Source organism: Lentzea sp., assembly GCF_035525475.1.
In the GTDB taxonomy this organism is placed as follows: domain Bacteria; phylum Actinomycetota; class Actinomycetes; order Mycobacteriales; family Pseudonocardiaceae; genus Lentzea.
In genome coordinates this window covers 73,066-92,280 of record NZ_DATLEC010000075.1, presented here as the reverse complement: position 1 = coordinate 92,280, position 19,215 = coordinate 73,066, and the positions used below count along the sequence as shown (strand labels likewise).

Below are 19,215 nucleotides of genomic sequence, written 5' to 3'. Positions count from 1 at the left end.
TGCATCGTCGGGATCGGACTGCCCAGCTTCAGCTTTGCCGCGCCGGGCTTGGATTCCACCCGGCGGCACGGCTGACCGGCGACCGAGTAGCACACTGGGCAAGACTTGTTGGTGCGCTGCAAGGGGGGCCTGGGCGGGAGCCGCACGATCGACCCGCCCATCGAGGTACCGATGTGGCCCCGCTTGCCCCGTGACTTCGCCATCGCTGCGCTCCCCGTCAGGATCCAGAGTCGTGCTCCCGGAGCTGGGTGACCGCGGACCATCAGTTCGGCCGCGAGCTCCTGCGGCGCACCGTACAACGCGCACACCTGGGTGGCCGCGCCGTCGAGCGCCTCCTGCCAAATCGGCGCGATCACGGCGTCGACGTGGCTCGGCCAGCTACCCACGAACGAGCCGTCCGACCAGCTGTCCCGCAGCCGGACATCGACACCGCTGCCGCGAATCTACGACGACGGCACGAACGCATCTTCGACACGTGGTTGAACACCACCACGCCCGGCGACCTTAACGCCGAGCGGCTGATAGGACGCTTCTGAACACGTGACGTATCCCGAGTTAGGTGATCGCTCGCTGTTACTCCTAGCGTCCCGATCATGACTTCCTGTGTTCAGATGAACACGGGATCAGTCCCGGGTTTCGGTGTTGGAATACCTGTACCAGGGCGAGGAGCTCGGGCTGCCCGAGGTGCTGGACCTGCCGGACGAGGTGCTGCAGGACCCGATGTGGGAACGGTCCGGCCACACCGAACGCGGCCGCGACGGCTGCCGCGTGCCGTTGCCGTGGACCACCTCCGGCCCGTCGCTCGGCTTCGGTCCCGGCGGGTCGTGGCTGCCGCAGCCACCCGACTGGGCCAAGCTCAGCGTCGAGGCGCAGACGGGCGACCAGGACTCGATGTTGTCCTTCTACCGCAACGCTTTGCGCGTCCGCCGCGAGAACCCCGCGCTGGGCTCCGGCCTCACCTGGGTGGACGGTCCGGCCGGTGTCCTCTGGTTCGAACGGGACGGCGTCGCCTGCGCGGTGAACCTGTCCGGCGCGGTCGTGGAACTGCCGGACCCGGGCTCGGTGCTGCTGGCCTCGTCCTACTACGGCGTGCGCGACGGGCAGGTGCTCCTCCCGCCGGACACCGCACTGTGGTGGAGGCTCTGACCAGCGGTTTCGTTTGATCAACAAAAACTGTCAGACCCCCTGGGTACGGTCCGTTGTCATCAGCTCCGGATCGACCCCAGGGGGTTTCGCAGTGCGCAGGTGGGAGCTCGTCGCCGATGGCTCGGCCAAGTTCTGGGAGGTGGCCCGGGACGGTGTCGCGGTGACCGTCCGGTTCGGACGCCTGGGCACAGCGGGCCAGACCAAGACCAAGGAGCTGGCCTCGGAGGAGGCGGCGCGGGCGCACGTCGCGAAACTGGTGGCGGAGAAGGAGAAGAAGGGCTACCAGAGCGTCGCCGACACCGCCGCTACGCCGATCTCCACTGCCGTGGTCGCCGCAGTTGCCGTTCCTCCGGCCGCACCGGACCCGGCTCCCGCGACCGCACCCACTTCCGCTTCTGCGACCACCACCGTGCCTGCCTCCAGCACCCCTCCTCGCGACGAGGACGCCTGGGTGATGCCCGAGGAGTGGCTGCGCAAGGCGATGCCCCGCAGGGACGTCACTCCCCTGCCGGAGTTCGCGGTGGACCCCGCGCAGGCGCAGGAGTTCCGCGACCGGATCGCCGAGCAGGGCGAGAAGATCGCCGAGGTCCTGGCCCACCCGGCGTCGAAGGACGACCTCGTGCGGGCGCTGCGCGACCACCTCGCCGGCAGGCCCGACCCGGTGGGTGCCGCGGCACTCGCCAAGGTCGCCTGCACCGAGTCCTCCCCCGTGCACTGGTGGATCGAGGAGTTCGGCCTGCCGTTCGCGGCGGTGGCCGCCGTGCACCACCCGTCGGTGCACGTCTACGACTACCAGGACGGCCGCACCGGCGAGTGGTCCGGCAACTCCCTGCGCTGGGCGCCGCAGCGCCACTACGGGGACGACGTCGGCAGAGCCCGCGCGCTGGTGGAGGTCCGGACCGCGCTGGCGGTCGCGGACCAGCCGACGTACGACGCGGCGGTGGCGGAGCTGGAGAAGTTCGGCGGCGACGCGTTCAGCCTGGCGGCACGCGCCTTCCTCGCGCCGACCCGCCACGACTGGTTCGAGGAGGCGAACGCCGCCCAGTACGCGCCGTTCTGGATGGTGCTGTGCGCCGCGAGCACGCTGGAGCAGCTGGCGAACCTGCGGGTCGGTCCCTTCATCTGGTCGCCGGTCGGCACGTACACGGCGTTGCACGTGCACGGGCCCGCCCTCGCTCCACTGCTGGACGCGAACCTGCGCTCCAAGATCGAGATGGGCGCGGACAGCCGCAGGCTGGGCCTGAACGCGCTGGCGGCGCTGCCGACCGACGAGGCGTTCCTGTTGCTGCTCACCCGGTTGCGGGAGCGGTACGTGCGGCCGGCGCTGCTGTCCGCGATGGCGGCGTTCCCGGCGCGGGCGGCCCGGCTGCTGGCGCTCCGTGCCGACGGCGACGCGGACGTCCGAAACCTGCTGCGCCTGCACCTGCTGTCGCATCCCGGTCTTGTCCTGCCGGAAGGCGTGACGCCGCCCGTCACGGTGCCGGACGCGCCCGCCGGCGCGTTGCCGCGCGTGCTCGCCGAGCCGCCGTGGGAGCACCGTCGGCCGCAGGCCAAACCCGTGGTGCTGAAGGACGTTCAGGCCCCCGCCGCCCACCTCACGTGGCTGCCGGGCGAGCGCGAGGAGTGGGCCGCGCTGACGGGCTGGTGGTCCGGGTACGCCGGTGACTGGACCGCGATGACGGCCCGCGGCACCACCACGTACGACCACAGGCTTTTCGCGTCGGGCCCGGACGAGCTCGCACGCCCGCTGCTCGCCGGCTGGGTGCCCGGCGACACCTGGGGCAGCGAGGGCTGGGGCAGGCGCATCGCGGCCCGGTTCGAGATGGACGCCCTTCCCGCGATGGTGCGCCTGGCGGCGATGGATCCGCACGTGTCCGGCGTCGTGCTCCTCCCCTACGCCGCTCCCGAGGTCGCCGGGCTGATGGCGGACTGGTTCGTGCGCCTCAAGACCGCCCGCGCGTTCGCCGTCTCGTGGCTGGCCCGGCACCGCGAGGCCGCTGCCCGCCTGCTGCTGCCCGCCGCGCTCGGTGCCGCGGGCCCGGCGCGCCGCAACGCCGAGTTCGCCCTGCGGCACCTGCACCTGGAGACCGGCGTCGACGTCGTCGCCGTCGCCACCTCCGTCTCCGCCGAGGCCGCCGCGGCGATCCGCACGCTGATCGACGTCGACCCGCTCGACGTGCTGCCCACGAAGCTCCCCGTGGTCGGCGACTGGGCCGACCCCGGCCTGCTCCCGCAGGTGCTGCTGGCCGACGGCTCGGGCGCGTTGTCCGTCCGGGCCGCGCGGAACCTGCTGATGACGGCGGCACTGTCCAAACCGGACGCGACCTACCCCGGCCTGCCGCTCGCCGTCGAGGCGTGCGACCGCGCTTCGCTGGCGGAGTTCGGCTGGGCCGTCTTCGGCCGCTGGCAGGACGTGGAGGCGCCGGCGAAGGACGGCTGGGCCCTCACCGCGCTCGGCTGGTTCGGCGACGACGAGACGGTGCGCCGCCTCGCACCCCTGATCCGCGCCTGGCCGGGCGAGAGCCAGCACGCCCGCGCCGTGACGGGCCTCGACGTGCTCGCCCAGATCGGCAGCGAGGTGGCACTGACCCACCTGAACACCATCGCGGAAAGGGTGAAGTTCAAGGGCCTCAAGGCCCGCGCCCAGGAGAAGGTCTCCGACATCGCCGCCGCGCTCGGCCTGAGCCGCGACCAGCTGTCCGACCGCCTGGTCCCCCGCCTGGGCCTGGACGACGAGGCGACGCTGGTCATCGACTACGGCCCGCGCCAGTTCACCGTGGGCTTCGACGAGCAGCTCAAGCCCTACGTCCTCGACGCCGACGGCAAGCGCCGCAAGGACCTCCCGAAGCCCGGGGCGAAGGACGACCAGGAGCTGGCTCCGGCCGAGCACAAGCGCTTCGCCACGCTCAAGAAGGACGTCCGCGGCATCGCCACCGACCAGATCCACCGCCTGGAACGGGCGATGGTCGACCAGCGCACCTGGTCCGCGGAGGAGTTCCACGCGGTCCTGGCAGCACACCCGTTGCTCTGGCACCTGGTCCGCCGCCTGGTCTGGATCACCGACACGGGCCTGTCCTTCCGCCTGGCCGAGGACCGCACACTGGCCGACTCGAACGACGACGAGGTGACCCTCCCCGAGGACGCCACCGTCCGCGTCGCCCACCCGGTCGACCTGGCGGACACCCTGCCCGCGTGGGGAGAGGTGTTCGCGGACTACGAGATCCTGCAGCCCTTCCCCCAGCTGGGCAGGCCCGTCCACGCCTTCACCCCCGGCGAGGACGTCGTCCCGCAGCTGCAGAAGTACGTGGAGCGGACCATGCCGGTGGGCAGGCTCCTGGGCCTCACCAAACGGGGCTGGGAACGCTGCCAGCCCCAGGACAACGGCACCGAACCGTGGATGACCCGCCCACTCCCGTCCGGCGGCGCGCTGGTGGCCTGTGTGGACCCCGGCATCACCGTGGGGATGGTCGACATGTTCCCCGAGATGACGTTCAGCTCGCTGTGGTTCTCGCCCCACGGCACGGGCGCCTGGTCCGCCCCGCGCGACGGCGGTCCCGCCACGTTCGACGTGGACCCGGTCACCGCCTCCGAGCTCCTCTCGGAACTGGAATCCCTGCACGCGTAACAGGGGAACGGCCGGCCTCGCACGGACGTCAGACCGGCGGACACGTTCACAGTCAACAGTCACGGATCGAACGCAGGGAGTAGTCAGTGCGCAGGTGGGAGCTCGTCTCCGGGAACTCGGCGAAGTTCTGGGAGGTCGGCAGGGACGGCACCGCGGTCACCGTCCGCTTCGGACGGCTGGACACGCACGGCCAGACCCAGACCAAGGACCTCGCCTCCACCGAGGCGGCCGAGGCGCACGTGGCGAAACTGGTGGCGGAGAAGGAGAAGAAGGGCTACCGCGCGGTGGCTTCGGCCGAGCCCGGCGCGGCCACCAACGCCGTCTCCCCGGCCGAGTCCGACACCGCAGGAACCATCGCCACCTCCCCAGCCCAACCCGACCCGGCCACCGGCACCGCCTCCGCAGCCGAACCGACCGCCGCGGCACACCTCTCCCCCGTCCCGACCGAGCGGCCCGCGACCGACGAGCCCGCCCAGCCCGCTCCCGGCACCAAGCCCCTCCCCGCCGACGAGGACACCTGGGTCATGCCCAAGGTCTGGCTGCGCGACGTGGTCCGCCAGCGCGGCTTCGACCCCGCCCCGGTGTTCACCGTCGACACCGGACTGGCCGAGGAGGCCCGGCGGCGCCTGGACCAGGAGATCGGCACCACCGTCGAGCGCGTCCTGTCCGATCCGGCCTCCGAGCCCGACCTCGTGCACGCCGCCCGCGAGCACCTGGCCGGTCGGCCCGATCCGGTCGGAGCGGCGGGGATCGCGGCCATCGTCGCGAGCGGCGAGCAGTCCGTGCACGCCTGGATCGCCGACCACGGCGTGGTGTTCGCGACGGAGGCGACGGTCGCGTTCACCCGGCTGGCCTCGTCTGCGGAGTGGCTTCCCCAGCAGCGTGTGTACGGCAACGAGCGCCTGCGGTGGCGAGGCGGTTACTTCCACATCATCCTCGACAACGTCGAGGGGAAGATGCTCCTGGCTGTGCGGTACGCGCTGGCGGTCGCGACCGACGCGGAGCGCGACGCCGCGGAGGCCGTGCTCGAGAAGCTGGACGGTCTGGAAGGCGCGACCGAGCCCACCGCGAAGCTCGTGCGGACGTTCCTGCTGCCGGGGCGCCCCGACTGGTTCGACGAGGCCTGTCAGACGCCGCACTCTGGCACCCGCTGGTGGATCCTCCCCTGCAGCGCCGGCACGCTCGAGGAGTTCCGGAAGGCCCAGTCGTCGATCACCCACTCGGCGTTCGTGCTGCACACCGCGCTCTACGTGCTGGGTCCGGGCATCGCGCCGTTGCTGGCCGATGCGCTCGACCGCGGCTACCAGCGCGCCGACGGGCGCAAGCAGGTGTTGAAGGTGCTCGCGACGCTGCCCACCGACGAGGCGTTCACGATCCTGCTCGACCGCATCGACACCAAGTACGTGCGTCCGGCGCTGTTGTCCGCGATGACGGCGTTCCCGGCGCGGGCGGCCAGGCTGCTCGGCGAGCGCGCGGCGGGCAACACCGAGGTGCGGCAGCTGCTGGGCGTGCACCTGAAGACGTATTCGCAGCTGGAAGCGCCCGAGGGCTTCGTCGAGGTCGAGTCGGCCGCGGTTCCGGAGGCGCCGGTCGAGGCGCTGCCGCCGTTGCTCGCGTCGCCGCCGTGGCTGAACCGGAAGCCCGCGGTGAAGGCGGTGGTCATCGATGACCTGCCGGTGCCGCGGTCGTCGCTCGTGTGGGAGCCGGGCCAGCGTGAGCAGTGGCTCACCCCGGAGCGCATCACCCACAACAGGGTGACGTGGCAGGAACTGTTGCAGGACTTCAAGGCGAACCGCATCAGCTACCGCATGCGGGACCTGTTCGCCCTCGCGCCCGAGGAGGAGGTGCGGCCCCTGCTCGCGGACTGGCACCCGGAGCTGGGCTGGAGCGCCGAGAGCACGGGCAAGCTGCTGGCCGCGCGGTTCGGGTTCGACGCCCTGCCGCCGCTGCTGCGGATCGTCGAGTCCAGCTCGACCGCGGCCGTGGTGGTGCTGCCCTTCGCCACGCCCGAGGTGGCGGCGCTGATGGCGGACTGGATGGTGCGGCTCAAGCAGGTGCGCAAGGTCGCGCTGGAGTGGCTGGGCCGGCACCGCGAGATGGCCGCCCGCCTCCTCATCCCGCCGGCCCTGGGCAAGGCGGGCGCCGCACGCCGCAACGCCGAGGCCGCGCTGCGCCACCTGCACGGCACGGGCGTCGACGTGGTGGCGCTCGCTCCCACCCCGGAGGCGGCCGCCGCGCTGGAGGCGTTCCTGGCCGTCGACCCGGTCGACGTGCTGCCCGCCAGGCTGCCGTCGATCGGTCAGTGGGCGGACACCCGCCTGCTCCCCCAGGTCCTGCTGCGCGACCGCAGGCACGCGCTCTCCCCCGAGGCCGCGCGGCACCTGCTGATGACGGCGGCGCTGTCCAAGCCGGGTGACGTCTACGCCGGTCTGCCGGTGGCCGGGGAGGCGCTGGACCGCGACTCGCTGGCGGAGTTCGCCTGGGCCGTCTTCCAGCGCTGGCAGGAGGTCGGTGCGCCGTCGAAGGAGAGCTGGGCGCTCAACGCACTCGGCTGGTTCGGTGACGACTCCACGGTGCGCGCGCTGTCGCCGTTGATCCGCACGTGGCCGGGTGAGAGCCAGCACGCCCGCGCCGTGGCGGCCCTGGACGTGCTCGCCGACATCGGCACCGAGATGGCGCTGTCGCACCTGAACAGCATCGCGGAGAAGGTGAAGTTCAAGGGCCTCAAGACGAAGGCGCAGGAGAAGGTCTCGCAGATCGCCACCGAGCTGGGCCTGAGCCGCGACCAGCTCGCGGACCGCCTGGTGCCGCGGCTCGGTCTCGACGAGGAGGCCTCGCTGGTGATCGACTACGGCCCGCGCCGGTTCACCGTCGGGTTCGACGAGCAGCTCAAGCCCTACGTCCTCGACCCCGACGGCAAGCGCCGCAAGGACCTGCCCAAGCCCGGCGCGAAGGACGACCAGGACCTGGCTCCGGTGGAGCACAAGCGGTTCGCGGCGCTGAAGAAGGACGTCCGCGCCGTCGCGTCCGACCAGATCCACCGCCTGGAACGGGCGATGGTCGACCAGCGCACGTGGACCACCGAGGAGTTCCACAGCGTCCTGGCCGGACACCCGCTGCTCTGGCACATCGTCCGCCGCCTGGTCTGGGTCACCGCCGACGGGCAGTCGTTCCGGCTGGCGGAGGACCGCACGCTGGCCGACTCGAACGACGACGAGTTCACGCTCCCCGAGGGGTCCACCGTCCGCGTCGCGCACCCCGTGGACCTCCGGGACGTGCTGGAGAAGTGGGGCGAGGTGTTCGCCGACTACGAGATCCTCCAGCCGTTCCCGCAGCTGAGCCGCCCGCTGCACGTGCTGCCGTCCGGCGGCGGCGTGCTGCCCCAGCTGAAGAAGTACTGCGACGTCGACTACCCGGTGGGCAAGGTCCTCAGCCTCACCAAGAAGGGCTGGATCCGGGGCGAACCGCAGGACGGCGGCGTCGAGTGCTGGATCACCCGCCCGTTGCCCTCCGGTGGTGCCCTCGTGGCCTCGCTCGACCCCGGCATCGCGGCCGGCGCCATCGACATCTTCCCCGAGCTCAAGTTCGCGGAGCTGTGGTTCTCGTCCGACGGCCAGGGCTACTGGTCGTCGCAGCGCACCGCGGCCACCACGTTCGAGGCCGACCCGATCACGATCTCCGAGCTGCTGTCCGAGCTCGAGTCCCTGCGCGCCTGAGCGCGGACGTCCACTTTCTCAGCGATCCCAGGAGGTACAGGCAGTGCGCAGGTGGGAACTCGTCGCGGACAGCTCCGCGAAGTTCTGGGAGATCGGGCGCGAGGGTACGACGGTCGTCGTCCGGTTCGGACGGTTGCTGACCAACGGCCAGACCCAGACCAAGGAGCTCGCGTCCGATGAGCTGGCCGAGGCGCACGTCGCGAAGCTGGTGGCGGAGAAGGAGAAGAAGGGCTACCGGCCCGTGGACGCGGACGAGGTGCCCGACGCTCCCGCCACCGCTCCGGTCACCAGGCGGCCCGCACGGGAGAAGGCCGTCGACGAGGACGCGTGGGTGATGCCCAGGGCGTGGCTGCGCGACGTCGTCCGGCAGCGCGGGTTCGACCCGGCTCCGGAGTTCTCGCTCGACACCGCGATGGCCGCGCAGGCCCGGCAGGCGGTGCTCGACCAGGCGGCGGAGATCGAGCGCGCGTTGGCCGTCAAGGGCTCCGACGAGGAGCTGGTGAAGGCGGCCCGCGACCACCTGGCCGGGCGGGCGACCCCGCTGGGCGCGGCGGCGATCGCCGCCGTCACGAGGACGGACCTGCCGTCCGTGCACGCCTGGATCGCCGACCACGGGGTCGTGTTCGCCGCCGTCGCGGTCGTCGAGCGCATGGGCATGGTCTTCACGAGGCAGTACGACACCCAGCGGGGCGCGTGGACGGAGGTCTGCCTGCAGGAGGTCAACGGCCGGTTCCACCCCTTGGTCACCGAGCCGGAAGGGCAGATGCTCACCACCGTCCGGTACGCGCTGGCGGTCGCGGACGACGCCGAACGCGAGGCCGCGGAGGCCGCGCTGGAGGAGCTGGACGGCTCTCCAGGGATGGAGCTGCGGTCCTACCTGGTGCCGTCGCGGGCCGACTGGTTCGACCAGGTGTGCGGGCAGTCGTACACACCGGGCCGCTGGTGGATGCTGCCGTGCAGCGCGATCGACCTCGAGGGCTTCGCCAAGGCCGACGAGGCGCTGACCGCCTCGGCCTTCGTCCTGTACACAGCGGTGTACGTGCTGGGGCCGGCCGTCGCGCCGTTGCTCGCCGCGGAGCTCGACTCCCAGAGCCACTACCAGCGGGCGGAGGGCCGTCAGCAGGTGCTCAAGGTGCTGGCGGCACTGCCCACCGACGAGGCGTTCACGATCCTGCTCGACCGGCTGGACAAGAAGCACGTGCGGTCCGCGGTGCTGTCCGCGATGGCGGCGTTCCCGGCGCGGGCGGCCCGGCTGCTGGCGAAGCGGGCGTCCTCCGACGACGACGCGCGGCGGCTGCTGCACGCGCACCTTCAGTCCAACCCGGACCTCACCGTGCCGGACGAGGTCGCGGCGGTGCTCGCCGAGTCCGAGGCCTCGATCGTGCCGGAGGCGAGCGAGGACCAGCTGCCGCCGCTGCTCGCGAACCCGCCCTGGCTGCGCCGCGGGAAGCCGGTGAAGCCGGTCGTGCTGACGGACGTCCCTGCCGGTGGCTCCTCGGTGGTGTGGCAGCCGGGCGAGCGCGAGCAGTGGCTCGAGGCCGGCGCGCAGTGGAAGCGGGACCACCACGACTGGAAGAAGCTCCTCGAGAACTACCGCGCCGGCACCATCGGCTACTACGACAACGACCTGTTCCTCCTCGCACCCGACGACGAGGTGCGGCCCCTGCTCGCGGACTGGAAGCCGAACTACAGCTACGGCGTCGACGAGTGGGGCAAGAACATCGCCGCCCGCTTCGGCCTCGACGCCGTGCCCGCGCTCCTGCGGCACGTCCAGTCCGGACCGGCGACGACCGGCGTGGTCCTGCTGCCGTTCGCCACCCCGGAGGTCGCGACGCTGATGGCCGACTGGTTCGCGAGGACCAAGCAGGCACGGCGCTGGGGCGTCGACTGGATGTCGCGGCACCGCGACCAGGCCGCGCGCCTGCTCGTCCCGGCGGCCGCGGGCAAGGCGGGCGCCGATCGCCGCAACGCCGAGGCGTCGCTGCGCTTCCTGAACGGCATCGGCGTGGACGTGGCGGCCATCGCGAAGGACTGCGGAGCGGACGCCGCGATCGACGTCGTGCTGTCGGTCGACCCGGTCGACGTGCTGCCCGCCAAGCTGCCGGTGATCGGCGAGTGGGCGGACACCCGGCTGCTCCCCCAGGTGCTGCTGGGCGACCGCGGGCACGCGCTGTCCGCCGAGGCGGCGAGCCACCTGCTGATGACGGCGGCGCTGTCCAAACCCGGTGAGCTCTACGCGGGCCTGCCGGTGGTGCGGGAAGCACTCGACCGCGACTCGCTCGCCACGTTCGCGTGGAGCGTCTTCCAGGCCTGGCAGCAGGCGGGAGCGCCGTCGAAGGAGAACTGGGCGCTCACCGCGCTCGGCTGGTTCGGCGACGACTCCACCGTGCGGTCGCTGTCGCCGCTCATCCGCGCGTGGCCCGGCGAGAGCCAGCACGCCAAGGCCGTCGCCGGGCTGGACGTGCTGGCCGACATCGGCACCGAGGTGGCGCTGTCGCACCTGAACAGCATCGCGGAGAAGGTGCCGTTCAAGGGTCTCAAGAGCAAGGCCCAGGAGAAGGTGGCGCAGATCGCCGCCGAGCTGGGGCTCTCGCGCGAGCAGCTGTCCGACCGCCTCGTGCCCCGCCTCGGCCTGGACGACGCCGCGACGCTGGTGATCGACTACGGCGCCCGCCGGTTCACCGTCGGGTTCGACGAGCAGCTCAAGCCGTTCGTCCTCGACCCGGACGGCAAGCGTCGCAAGGACCTCCCGAAGCCCGGCGCGAAGGACGACCAGGACAAGGCTCCCTTGGAGCACAAGCGGTTCGCCGGACTGAAGAAGGACGTCCGGACCATCGCGTCCGACCAGATCCAGCGCCTCGAACGCGCCATGGTCGACCAGCGCACCTGGACGGCCGAGGAGTTCCAGACCGTGCTCGCCGGTCACCCGTTGCTCTGGCACCTGGTGCGGCGCCTGGTCTGGGTCACCGGCGAGGGCCGGTCGTTCCGGCTGGCCGAGGACCGCACGCTCGCCGACGCGAACGACGACGGGTTCACGCTGCCCGGCGAGGCCGTCGTCCGCGTCGCGCACCCGGTAGACCTCCGGGACGAAGCCGCGGCCTGGGGAGAGGTCTTCGCCGACTACGAGATCCTCCAGCCGTTCCCGCAGCTCGGCCGCCCGGTCCACCTCGCGTCCGGCGATCTCCTGCCCCGGCTCAGGAAGTACTGCGACACCCCGTACCCGATCGGCAAGATCCTCGGTCTCACCAAGAAGGGCTGGGTCCGCGGCACACCGCAGGACGCGGGCGTCGAGTGCTGGATCACCCGGCCGTTCCCGGCCGGCGGTGCTCTCGTCGCGTCCCTGGAGCCCGGCATCGCGGTCGGCGCCATGGACGTCTTCCCCGAGGTCGGCTTCAGCGACGTGTGGTTCTCCCCCAGCGGCCGCGGCGACTGGTCCGCGCCGAGGGACGCCCCCGCCGTCCTCGACCTCGACCCCGTCACCACCTCCGAACTCCTCTCCGAACTGGAGTCCCTGCAGTCATGACCAGCACGCAGACGATGCAGCGCCCGCCCGCCGAGGTCCGCTACGCCGACGAGCTCGCGCGGCTCCGCGACGCCGACACCGCGCCGAAGCCACCCGGCTGGGCGCTGAGCCTCGCCGCCGCACGGCGGTTCGTGGTGGGCGACGAGAAGAGCGGCATCACCAAGAAGTTCGTGGGCGATCCGTCCCTTGTGGACCGTGCGCTGGTCACGCTCGCGACGAGCCGCGGGCTGATGCTCGTCGGCGAGCCGGGCACGGCGAAGTCGCTGCTGTCCGAGCTGATCGCGGCTGCGGTCTGCGGCGAGTCGACGCTCACCATCCAGGGTGGCGCTGCGACGACCGAGGACCAGATCAAGTACTCGTGGAACTACGCGTTGCTGGTGGCCGAGGGCCCGTCGCCGCGCTCGCTCGTCCCGGCGCCGATGCTGCGGGGCATGGCCGAGGGCAAGATCGTGCGGTTCGAGGAGATCACGCGCTGCCCGCTGGAGGTGCAGGACTGCATGCTGTCGATGCTGTCCGACCGCGTGATGGCGATCGGGGAGCTGAACGGACCGGACGGCATGGTGTTCGCGCAGGACGGGTTCAACGTGATCGCCACGGCGAACACGCGGGACCGGGGCGTCAACGAGATGAGCGCCGCGCTCAAGCGGCGGTTCAACTTCGAGACGGTGTTCCCGATCGCGGACTTCGACACCGAGCTCGCGCTGGTCGAGCAGGAGGCGGCGAAGCTGCTCGAGAAGTCCGGGGTGGAGCTCGCGCCGAAGCGGGACGTGCTGGAGGTCCTCGTCAGGACGTTCCGCGACCTGCGGGAGGGCACCGACCGGCTCACCACCGTGATGAGCACGGCCGAGGCGGTGTCGGTGGCGCACGCGGTGGGCCTGCGCGGCTGGTTCCTGCGCGGTGAGGTCGGGTCGGCCGAGGACGTCGTCGAGTGCCTGGCGGGCACGGCGGCGAAGGACAACGCCGAGGACCTGGCGCGGCTGCGGCGGTACCTGGAGCAGCACGCGTCGCGGCGCAAGGGCAAGCAGTGGCAGGCGCTGCACCAGGCTCGCCACCTGCTTCCGGGCTGATGGGGGCCGTGTTCGTCGGCGTCCGGCACCACAGTCCCGCCTGTGCCCGGCTGGTCGCCGCCGCCATCGAGGAACACCGGCCCGCGTACGTGCTCATCGAGGGTCCCGCCGACTTCAACGAGCGCATCGACGAGCTGCTGCTGGGCCACGAGCTGCCGGTCGCGTTGTTCAGCTACTCGGACACCCACGCGTCGTGGTCGCCGTTCTGCGACTACTCGCCGGAGTGGGTGGCGATCACCGAGGCACGGCGCTGCGGCGCGGAGGTCCGGTTCATCGACCTGCCCGCGTGGCACGAGGCGTTCCGCGACGTCAGCAACCGCTACGCCGACGCGGAGCTGCGGTACGCCGAGGTGGTCGACCGGTTGTGCCGGGAGTTCGCGGTGGACAACGTCGACGTGCTGTGGGATCACCTCTTCGAGTCCGAGGACGACCCGAGGGGCATGGACGAGTACTTCGACCTGGTGCGCGGCACGGCCACCGCGGACGACGGCGACTCGGCCCGCGAGGAGTACATGGCCCGGTGGGTGCGGGCGGCGGTGAAGGACGCGGGTGACAGGCCTGTCGTGGTCGTCACCGGCGGCTTCCACACACCCGCGCTCAAGGCGAAGCTCGACGGCGGTGCCGAGTGGCCGGAGGTGCCGGACCGGGAGAAGGGCGCGAGCTACCTCGTGCCGTACTCGCACGCACGGCTCGACGCGTTCACCGGCTACCAGTCGGGCATGCCGTCTCCCGGCTACTACCAACAGGTGTGGGAGAACGGCGCGCGGCGCGCGGCGGACTGGCTGGTCGAGTCCGTGGCGACGCGGTTGCGCGGCAAGCAGCAGCCGGTGTCCACGGCGGACCTGATCGCCGCGCACACCCAGGCCGGGGCGCTCGCCCGGTTGCGCGGGCACACGAACCTGGCGCGCACGGACGTGCTGGACGGGCTGACCAGCGCGTTGATCTCCGAGGACCTGACGCAGCCGCCGCCGTGGACGCGGCGCGGCACGCTGCAGGCCGGCGCGCACCCGGCCCTGGTCGAGATGATCGGCGCGTTGCGCGGCAGCAAGGTCGGGCGTCTGCACCCGAGCACGCCCGCGCCGCCGTTGGTCAACGCCGTGCAGGAGCTGTTGCGCGCGCACGGGCTCGACCGGGAGGGCAAGGTCTCGCTCGATCTCACGGACGCGGAGGCGTTGGAGCGCAGCAGGATCCTGCACCGCCTGCGGGTGCTGCGGATCCCCGGCTTCGAGCGCACGAGCGGACCGTCGGAGGGCGCGCAGCCGCGGCTGGACGAGCAGTGGACGCTGCGCCCGGCCGAGGAGCGGCTGGCGGCGCTGATCGAGGCCGCCGAGAACGGTGCCACGCTGGAGGAGGCGGCCGGGGCGGTGCTCGAACGCCGGTCGCGGGACGCGGCGCTGCAGGAGCTCGCCACGATCCTGTTCGACGCGGTGCTGTGCGGGATCTCGACGTTGTCCGGCAGGGTCAAGGAGTCCTTGAACGAAGGCGTCAGGGAGACCGGCGACCTCGGGGCGCTCGGCCAGGTGCTGAGCGGCGTGCTGGGGCTCTGGCGGCACGACCGGCTGTTCGGCACCAGGCGGGACCCGTTGCTGGGCGACGTGATCGACGCGGGCACGACCAGGGTCCTGTGGCTGATCGAGGGCCTGCACGGCGGACCGGCACCCGCCGATCCGCGGCGGCTCAAGGCGATGGCCGCGACCAGGGACGCCGTGCTGCACGCGAGAACGGCGCTGTCGCTGGACACCGCGGACGTCGCCGGTGTCGCGATCCGCGTGAGCAACGACGCGGAGGCTCCGCCGGACCTGCGTGGCGCGGCACTCGGGCTGGCGTGGACGCTCGGCACCCAGCCGGACGTGCGCAAGGTCCGCAGCGTCGGGGCGCTCGGCGATTGGCTCGCCGGGTTGTTCGCGGTGGCACGGGAAGAGGTGCTGGCGAGCCCCGACCTGGTCGGGGTGCTGGACGAGCTGGTCAGCGCGATGACCGAGGACGAGTTCCTGGTCGCGCTGCCCGCGTTGCGGCTCGCCTTCGGCTACTTCCCACCGAGGGAACGGGAGACGATCGCGGCGACCGTTCTCGAGCACCGCGGCGTCGAGGGCAGCGTCAGGGGCGTCACGAAGCTCTCCGCGGACCCGATGGTCGTGGCGGAGGCGATGGCGGTGGAACGGCGCGTGGACGCGCTGCTGGTGAAGGGCGGGCTGGCATGACGGACCTGGAACGCTGGCGGCTCATCCTCGGTGAGCCCGCCTCGCGCTGCACCGGTGGCCTGCAGGGGGAGGCTGCCCGCCGGGACGCGGCGATGGAGTGGCTCTACGGGCGTGATCCCGAGCTGGCCGAACGCGGTGTGCGCAAGGGCGGCAGCGAGGACTCGGTGCTGCAGACCGTCGACTGGCTCGACGAGGTGCACCGGCTCTTCCCGAGGGAGACGATCGAACGGCTGGAACGCGACGCGGTCGAACGGTACGAGATCACCGACGTCGTCACGGATCCCGATGTGCTGCAACGGATCGAACCCAACCCGGCCCTGCTGCGCGCGGTGCTGCGGACCAAGCACCTGATGAACCCCGCCGTGCTCGCGATGGCGCGCAAGATCGTCGAAGCCGTGGTGAGGCAGTTGATGGAGAAGCTGAAGACCGAGGTGCGCACGGCGTTCAGCGGCACGAGGTCGCGGCGGCCGAGCATCCACAAGAACTCGCGCAACTTCGACTTCCGCTCCACGATCAGGGCCAATCTCCAGCGCTACCAGCCGGAGGAGCGCAAGCTCGCGATCGAGCACCCGAAGTTCGTCTCGCGCACCAAGCGGCACGTCGAGCAGTGGCAGGTGGTCCTGCTCGTGGACCAGTCGGGGTCGATGACCAGCTCGGTGATCCACTCGGCGGTCACGGCGGCGTGCCTGTGGGGGTTGCCGGGGCTCAGGACCCACCTCGTCGCCTTCGACACCAGCGTGGTCGACCTGACCTCGGACGTGACGGACCCGGTCGAGCTGCTGATGAAGGTGCAGCTCGGCGGCGGCACGAACATCGCGAGGGCCGTGGCGTACGGGGCGGGGCTCGTGGACAGCCCGCGCCGGTCGATCGTCGCGATCATCAGCGACTTCTACGAGGGCGGGAACGAGGCACACCTGGTCCGCACGGTGAAGGGCCTGTGCGAGCAGGGCACGCACGTGCTGTGCCTCGCGGCGCTCGACGAGGAGGCGAACCCGGACTACGACCGCGCGCTGGGCCAGCGCCTCGCCAACGTCGGCGCCCACGTCGGCGCCATGACCCCCGGCCAGCTCGCGGAGTTCGTCGCGGAGAAGCTCAGGTGACCCGGCCCGACCTGCTGGCGCTGACCCCGGACGCGCTCGCGGCGCTGGCCAACCGGGGGCTGGTGAAGCGTGCCGTGAAGGAGCTCGACGCGGGTGTCGTGCCGACGCTCGAGAGCGACGCGGCCGGTGCCGTCCAGGGCAAGTTCCCGGACGGCACCACCACGACGTTGCCGCCGGGCACCACGCTCGAAGCGGCGCGGTGCAGCTGCGGTGCGTCCGGTGTGTGCCGGCACCGCATCGCCGTCGTCCTCGCCTACCAACGCGTTCAGGAACCGAGTGCGCCGGCCGAGCTGTGGTCGCCGGGAGCGGTGACGGACGACGACCTGGTGGCGTTGATGGGCGAACGCACGCTGCGCCGCGCTCGCCGGGCCTTCCAGGCGGGGTACCGGGCCCGGCTGCGGCGTCCGACGGCGGAGGACCAGACCGCCCAGGCGGAGCTGCCGACCTGCACGGTCACGTTCCTCGTGCCCGGCGACCTGTCGTACGTCCACACCGACGCGGTGACCAAGCAGGAGGCGACGGCGCTCGCGGTGTGGGCGTTCCGGGAGGCCGACGCCCAGGGCACCGACACCGTCGACGTGGGCGGATCTCCCACCACGGCGGCGGATCTGAGCGCGGTCGCCGACCTGCTCGACCAGCTGCTGCTCGACGGCGCCACCCACGCGAGCGAGGTGCTGGACGTCGCGTGGCAGCGCCTGCACCGCGACCTGACCGCCCAGCGCCTGCACTGGCCCGCCGCGGTGATCACCGACCTGCTGGCCCAGCTGTCCGCGTACCGCGCCAGGAGCGCCGGGTACGAGGCGGAGCAGTTCGCCGCGCTGCTCACCGAGCTGCACGCGCGGATCACCGCCACAGGTCACCGTGCCGAGGTGCTGGGTCCGGACGAGCCCGCGGAGACACCGTTGCGGCGAGTCAGGCTGACGGCGCTCGGCGCGCGTGTGCGGACCGAGAACACGGCGGACGTGTACTTCGCGTCGGGCGACGTCGTGCTGGTACAACGGGACACTCCCCTGCGCACCGGTCACCGCCTCGCCGCGTCGAACGTCGTCTCGGAGTCGGCCACCCGCAGCGCCAGCCGCGTGGTGGCGTTGAAGACGAGCAGGGTCGCGAAGACCTCGCTCACCCCGGTCGGCACGGCGTGGGACCACCTGCCGCAAGCCCTGGTGGTCGACGACTACGACGCCGAGGCCGCACGTCTCGCCGAACTGCCACCGCGACAGGTCCGCGCGCGGGTCGAGGCGGAGCTGGTGCGCGTGGTCAGGGTCGCCGAGGTGTCCGACCTGGTCTACGACCCCGCCGCGCAACGCATCACCGCCACGTTGCACGGCCCCACCGGCGGCACGTGCGTCCTCGAGGCGACCCACCGGGCCGTGGCACCGCACTCGCTCGACGCGCTGGCGGCGGCGTTGCGCGCCGGCCCGACGGTCATCACCGGCTCGGTGCGCCGTCACCGCGGCGGGCTGGTCGTCGACCCGGTGGCCGTCCGCACCGAGGCGGGGGTGGTGGTGCTCGACCTGGCGACGGACACGTCATCACAGCCGCTTCCACCGGGTGTCACGGCGTCGGACCCGCTGAGCGCGAGCGTGGACAGCGCGCTGACCGTTCTAGCCGAGGCCGCGCATCGAGGCCTGGACCACCTGACGGACAGCCTGCTCACCCGCGTGCGCGAGGTCGGCGCGCACCTGCGCCGCACCGGCCTGCGCACGGCGGCGGACCGGGTCACGGCGTTCGCCGACGCCCCGGCCGCGGCCACCTGGCTCAGCGCGCACCTGAGGTTGCTGGTCACCGCGGACGCCCGCTGACTGGATCGAGAACGTCGGGTCGATGCGCTGCGACAGCACGTACGACTCGGCGGCCTCGGCCACCCGCCCGAGCCTTTCCAGCACGAACCCGCGGAGGTAAGCCGCTCGCGCCGCACCCCAGCCACCCAACGCCACGCCGCGGTCGTAGGCCTCCAGCGCACCGTCCAGCAGGCCGCACGCGGCCAGGGCGTCACCGCGCAGGGCCCACGTCCTGTCGTCGCCGGGACTGAGCTCGACCAGTTCGCCGGTGTACCCGGCGGCGCGCTGCACGAGGCCGACCGCGAGGTGGGTCCGCACGAGGAAGCCGTAGAGGGCGTAGGCCTCGTCCGCCCACGCCAGCATGTCGATCCCGGTCTCGCCCGGCGGGTTCGAGATCAGGCTCTCCAGCGCCCGCCCGAGCAACCGGTGCGTCTCGCTGATGTCGTGCCGCACGAACGGCACCGCGGCGATCGCCCGGTGCAGCCGAACCCGGTGCAGCGCGCCGGCGAACCCGTTCTGAGGCAGCTCCGACGACGCCTTCATCGCGAGTGCGGCGGCGGCGCGCAGGGACGTCGAGTCGGCGCCCCGCGCGGCGTTGCGGAACACCACGTACAACGCCAGGTCCCGTCGCGTCTCGGCGGGAAGGCCGGAACGCGCGCCTTTCAACGCCATCGCCTCCACGGCGGAGGCCGGCAGGTGGCAGCGCAGGACGGCGAGCTGTTCCAGCGCGAGGTCCGGCGAGAGCAGCTGCGTCCGCGCGTCGATCACGCTGAGCCCCGCCACCGAGGCCGCGCGCTGCGGATATCCCAGGCGCAGCAACAGGTCGCAGGCGAGGCGGCGCTCGGGCGTGCGCAACGACCCGAGCATGCGTTCGTGCACCCGCCACCACAGTTCGGAGGCGAGGTCGACGGGGAAGGTCGTCATGTCGGACCCGACGCCGTCGAGCCGTCCCCAGCTCGCGGCCGTCAGCACCCGCAGCTGGGCCGACGGCGGCGGCTCGAACCGCGGCACGCCGGACGACGCGCCCACCACGAACGCCTGTGCCATGGCGTGGGT

8 protein-coding genes and 1 pseudogene are annotated in these 19,215 nt (G+C 72.2%); 8 read left to right on the top strand and 1 reads right to left on the bottom strand.

What is annotated here, in order from left to right; translation table 11 throughout:
* Positions 1-356 (bottom strand): hypothetical protein (locus VM306_RS13585; RefSeq protein ID WP_325514837.1); only part of this gene is annotated, 356 nt, incomplete at its 3' end.
* Between the two features lie 292 nt (positions 357-648).
* Here VM306_RS13585 and VM306_RS13580 point away from each other — a divergent pair.
* The 8 genes and pseudogenes from VM306_RS13580 to VM306_RS13545 all read left to right on the top strand — a co-directional run.
* Positions 649-1,146: pseudogene (locus VM306_RS13580) on the top strand (DUF3459 domain-containing protein); the annotation flags it as partial.
* Positions 1,147-1,237: 91 nt separating this feature from the next.
* On the top strand, positions 1,238-4,771 hold the full coding sequence (locus VM306_RS13575) for a DUF4132 domain-containing protein (protein WP_325514835.1): 3,534 nt from the start codon (positions 1,238-1,240) through the stop codon (positions 4,769-4,771).
* Positions 4,772-4,857: 86 nt separating this feature from the next.
* Positions 4,858-8,487: a DUF4132 domain-containing protein gene (locus VM306_RS13570; RefSeq protein ID WP_325514833.1), complete on the top strand. Its 3,630-nt coding sequence runs from the start codon at positions 4,858-4,860 to the stop codon at positions 8,485-8,487.
* Between the two features lie 43 nt (positions 8,488-8,530).
* On the top strand, positions 8,531-12,010 hold the full coding sequence (locus VM306_RS13565) for a WGR and DUF4132 domain-containing protein (RefSeq protein ID WP_325514831.1): 3,480 nt from the start codon (positions 8,531-8,533) through the stop codon (positions 12,008-12,010).
* Positions 12,007-13,077 (top strand): AAA family ATPase, encoded by a 1,071-nt coding sequence (locus tag VM306_RS13560; protein WP_325514829.1) that lies wholly within the window; start codon positions 12,007-12,009, stop codon positions 13,075-13,077. The genes VM306_RS13565 and VM306_RS13560 overlap by 4 nt, the downstream gene beginning before the upstream one ends.
* The gene (locus VM306_RS13555) at positions 13,077-15,278 is read left to right on the top strand and encodes a DUF5682 family protein (protein WP_325514827.1); all 2,202 of its coding nucleotides are present in this window, start codon (positions 13,077-13,079) and stop codon (positions 15,276-15,278) included. Before VM306_RS13560 ends, VM306_RS13555 begins: the two co-directional genes overlap by 1 nt.
* Positions 15,275-16,378: a VWA domain-containing protein gene (locus VM306_RS13550; protein WP_325514825.1), complete on the top strand. Its 1,104-nt coding sequence runs from the start codon at positions 15,275-15,277 to the stop codon at positions 16,376-16,378. Before VM306_RS13555 ends, VM306_RS13550 begins: the two co-directional genes overlap by 4 nt.
* On the top strand, positions 16,375-18,180 hold the full coding sequence (locus VM306_RS13545; RefSeq protein ID WP_325514823.1) for an SWIM zinc finger family protein: 1,806 nt from the start codon (positions 16,375-16,377) through the stop codon (positions 18,178-18,180). The genes VM306_RS13550 and VM306_RS13545 overlap by 4 nt, the downstream gene beginning before the upstream one ends.
* Positions 18,181-19,215 lie beyond the last annotated feature (1,035 nt).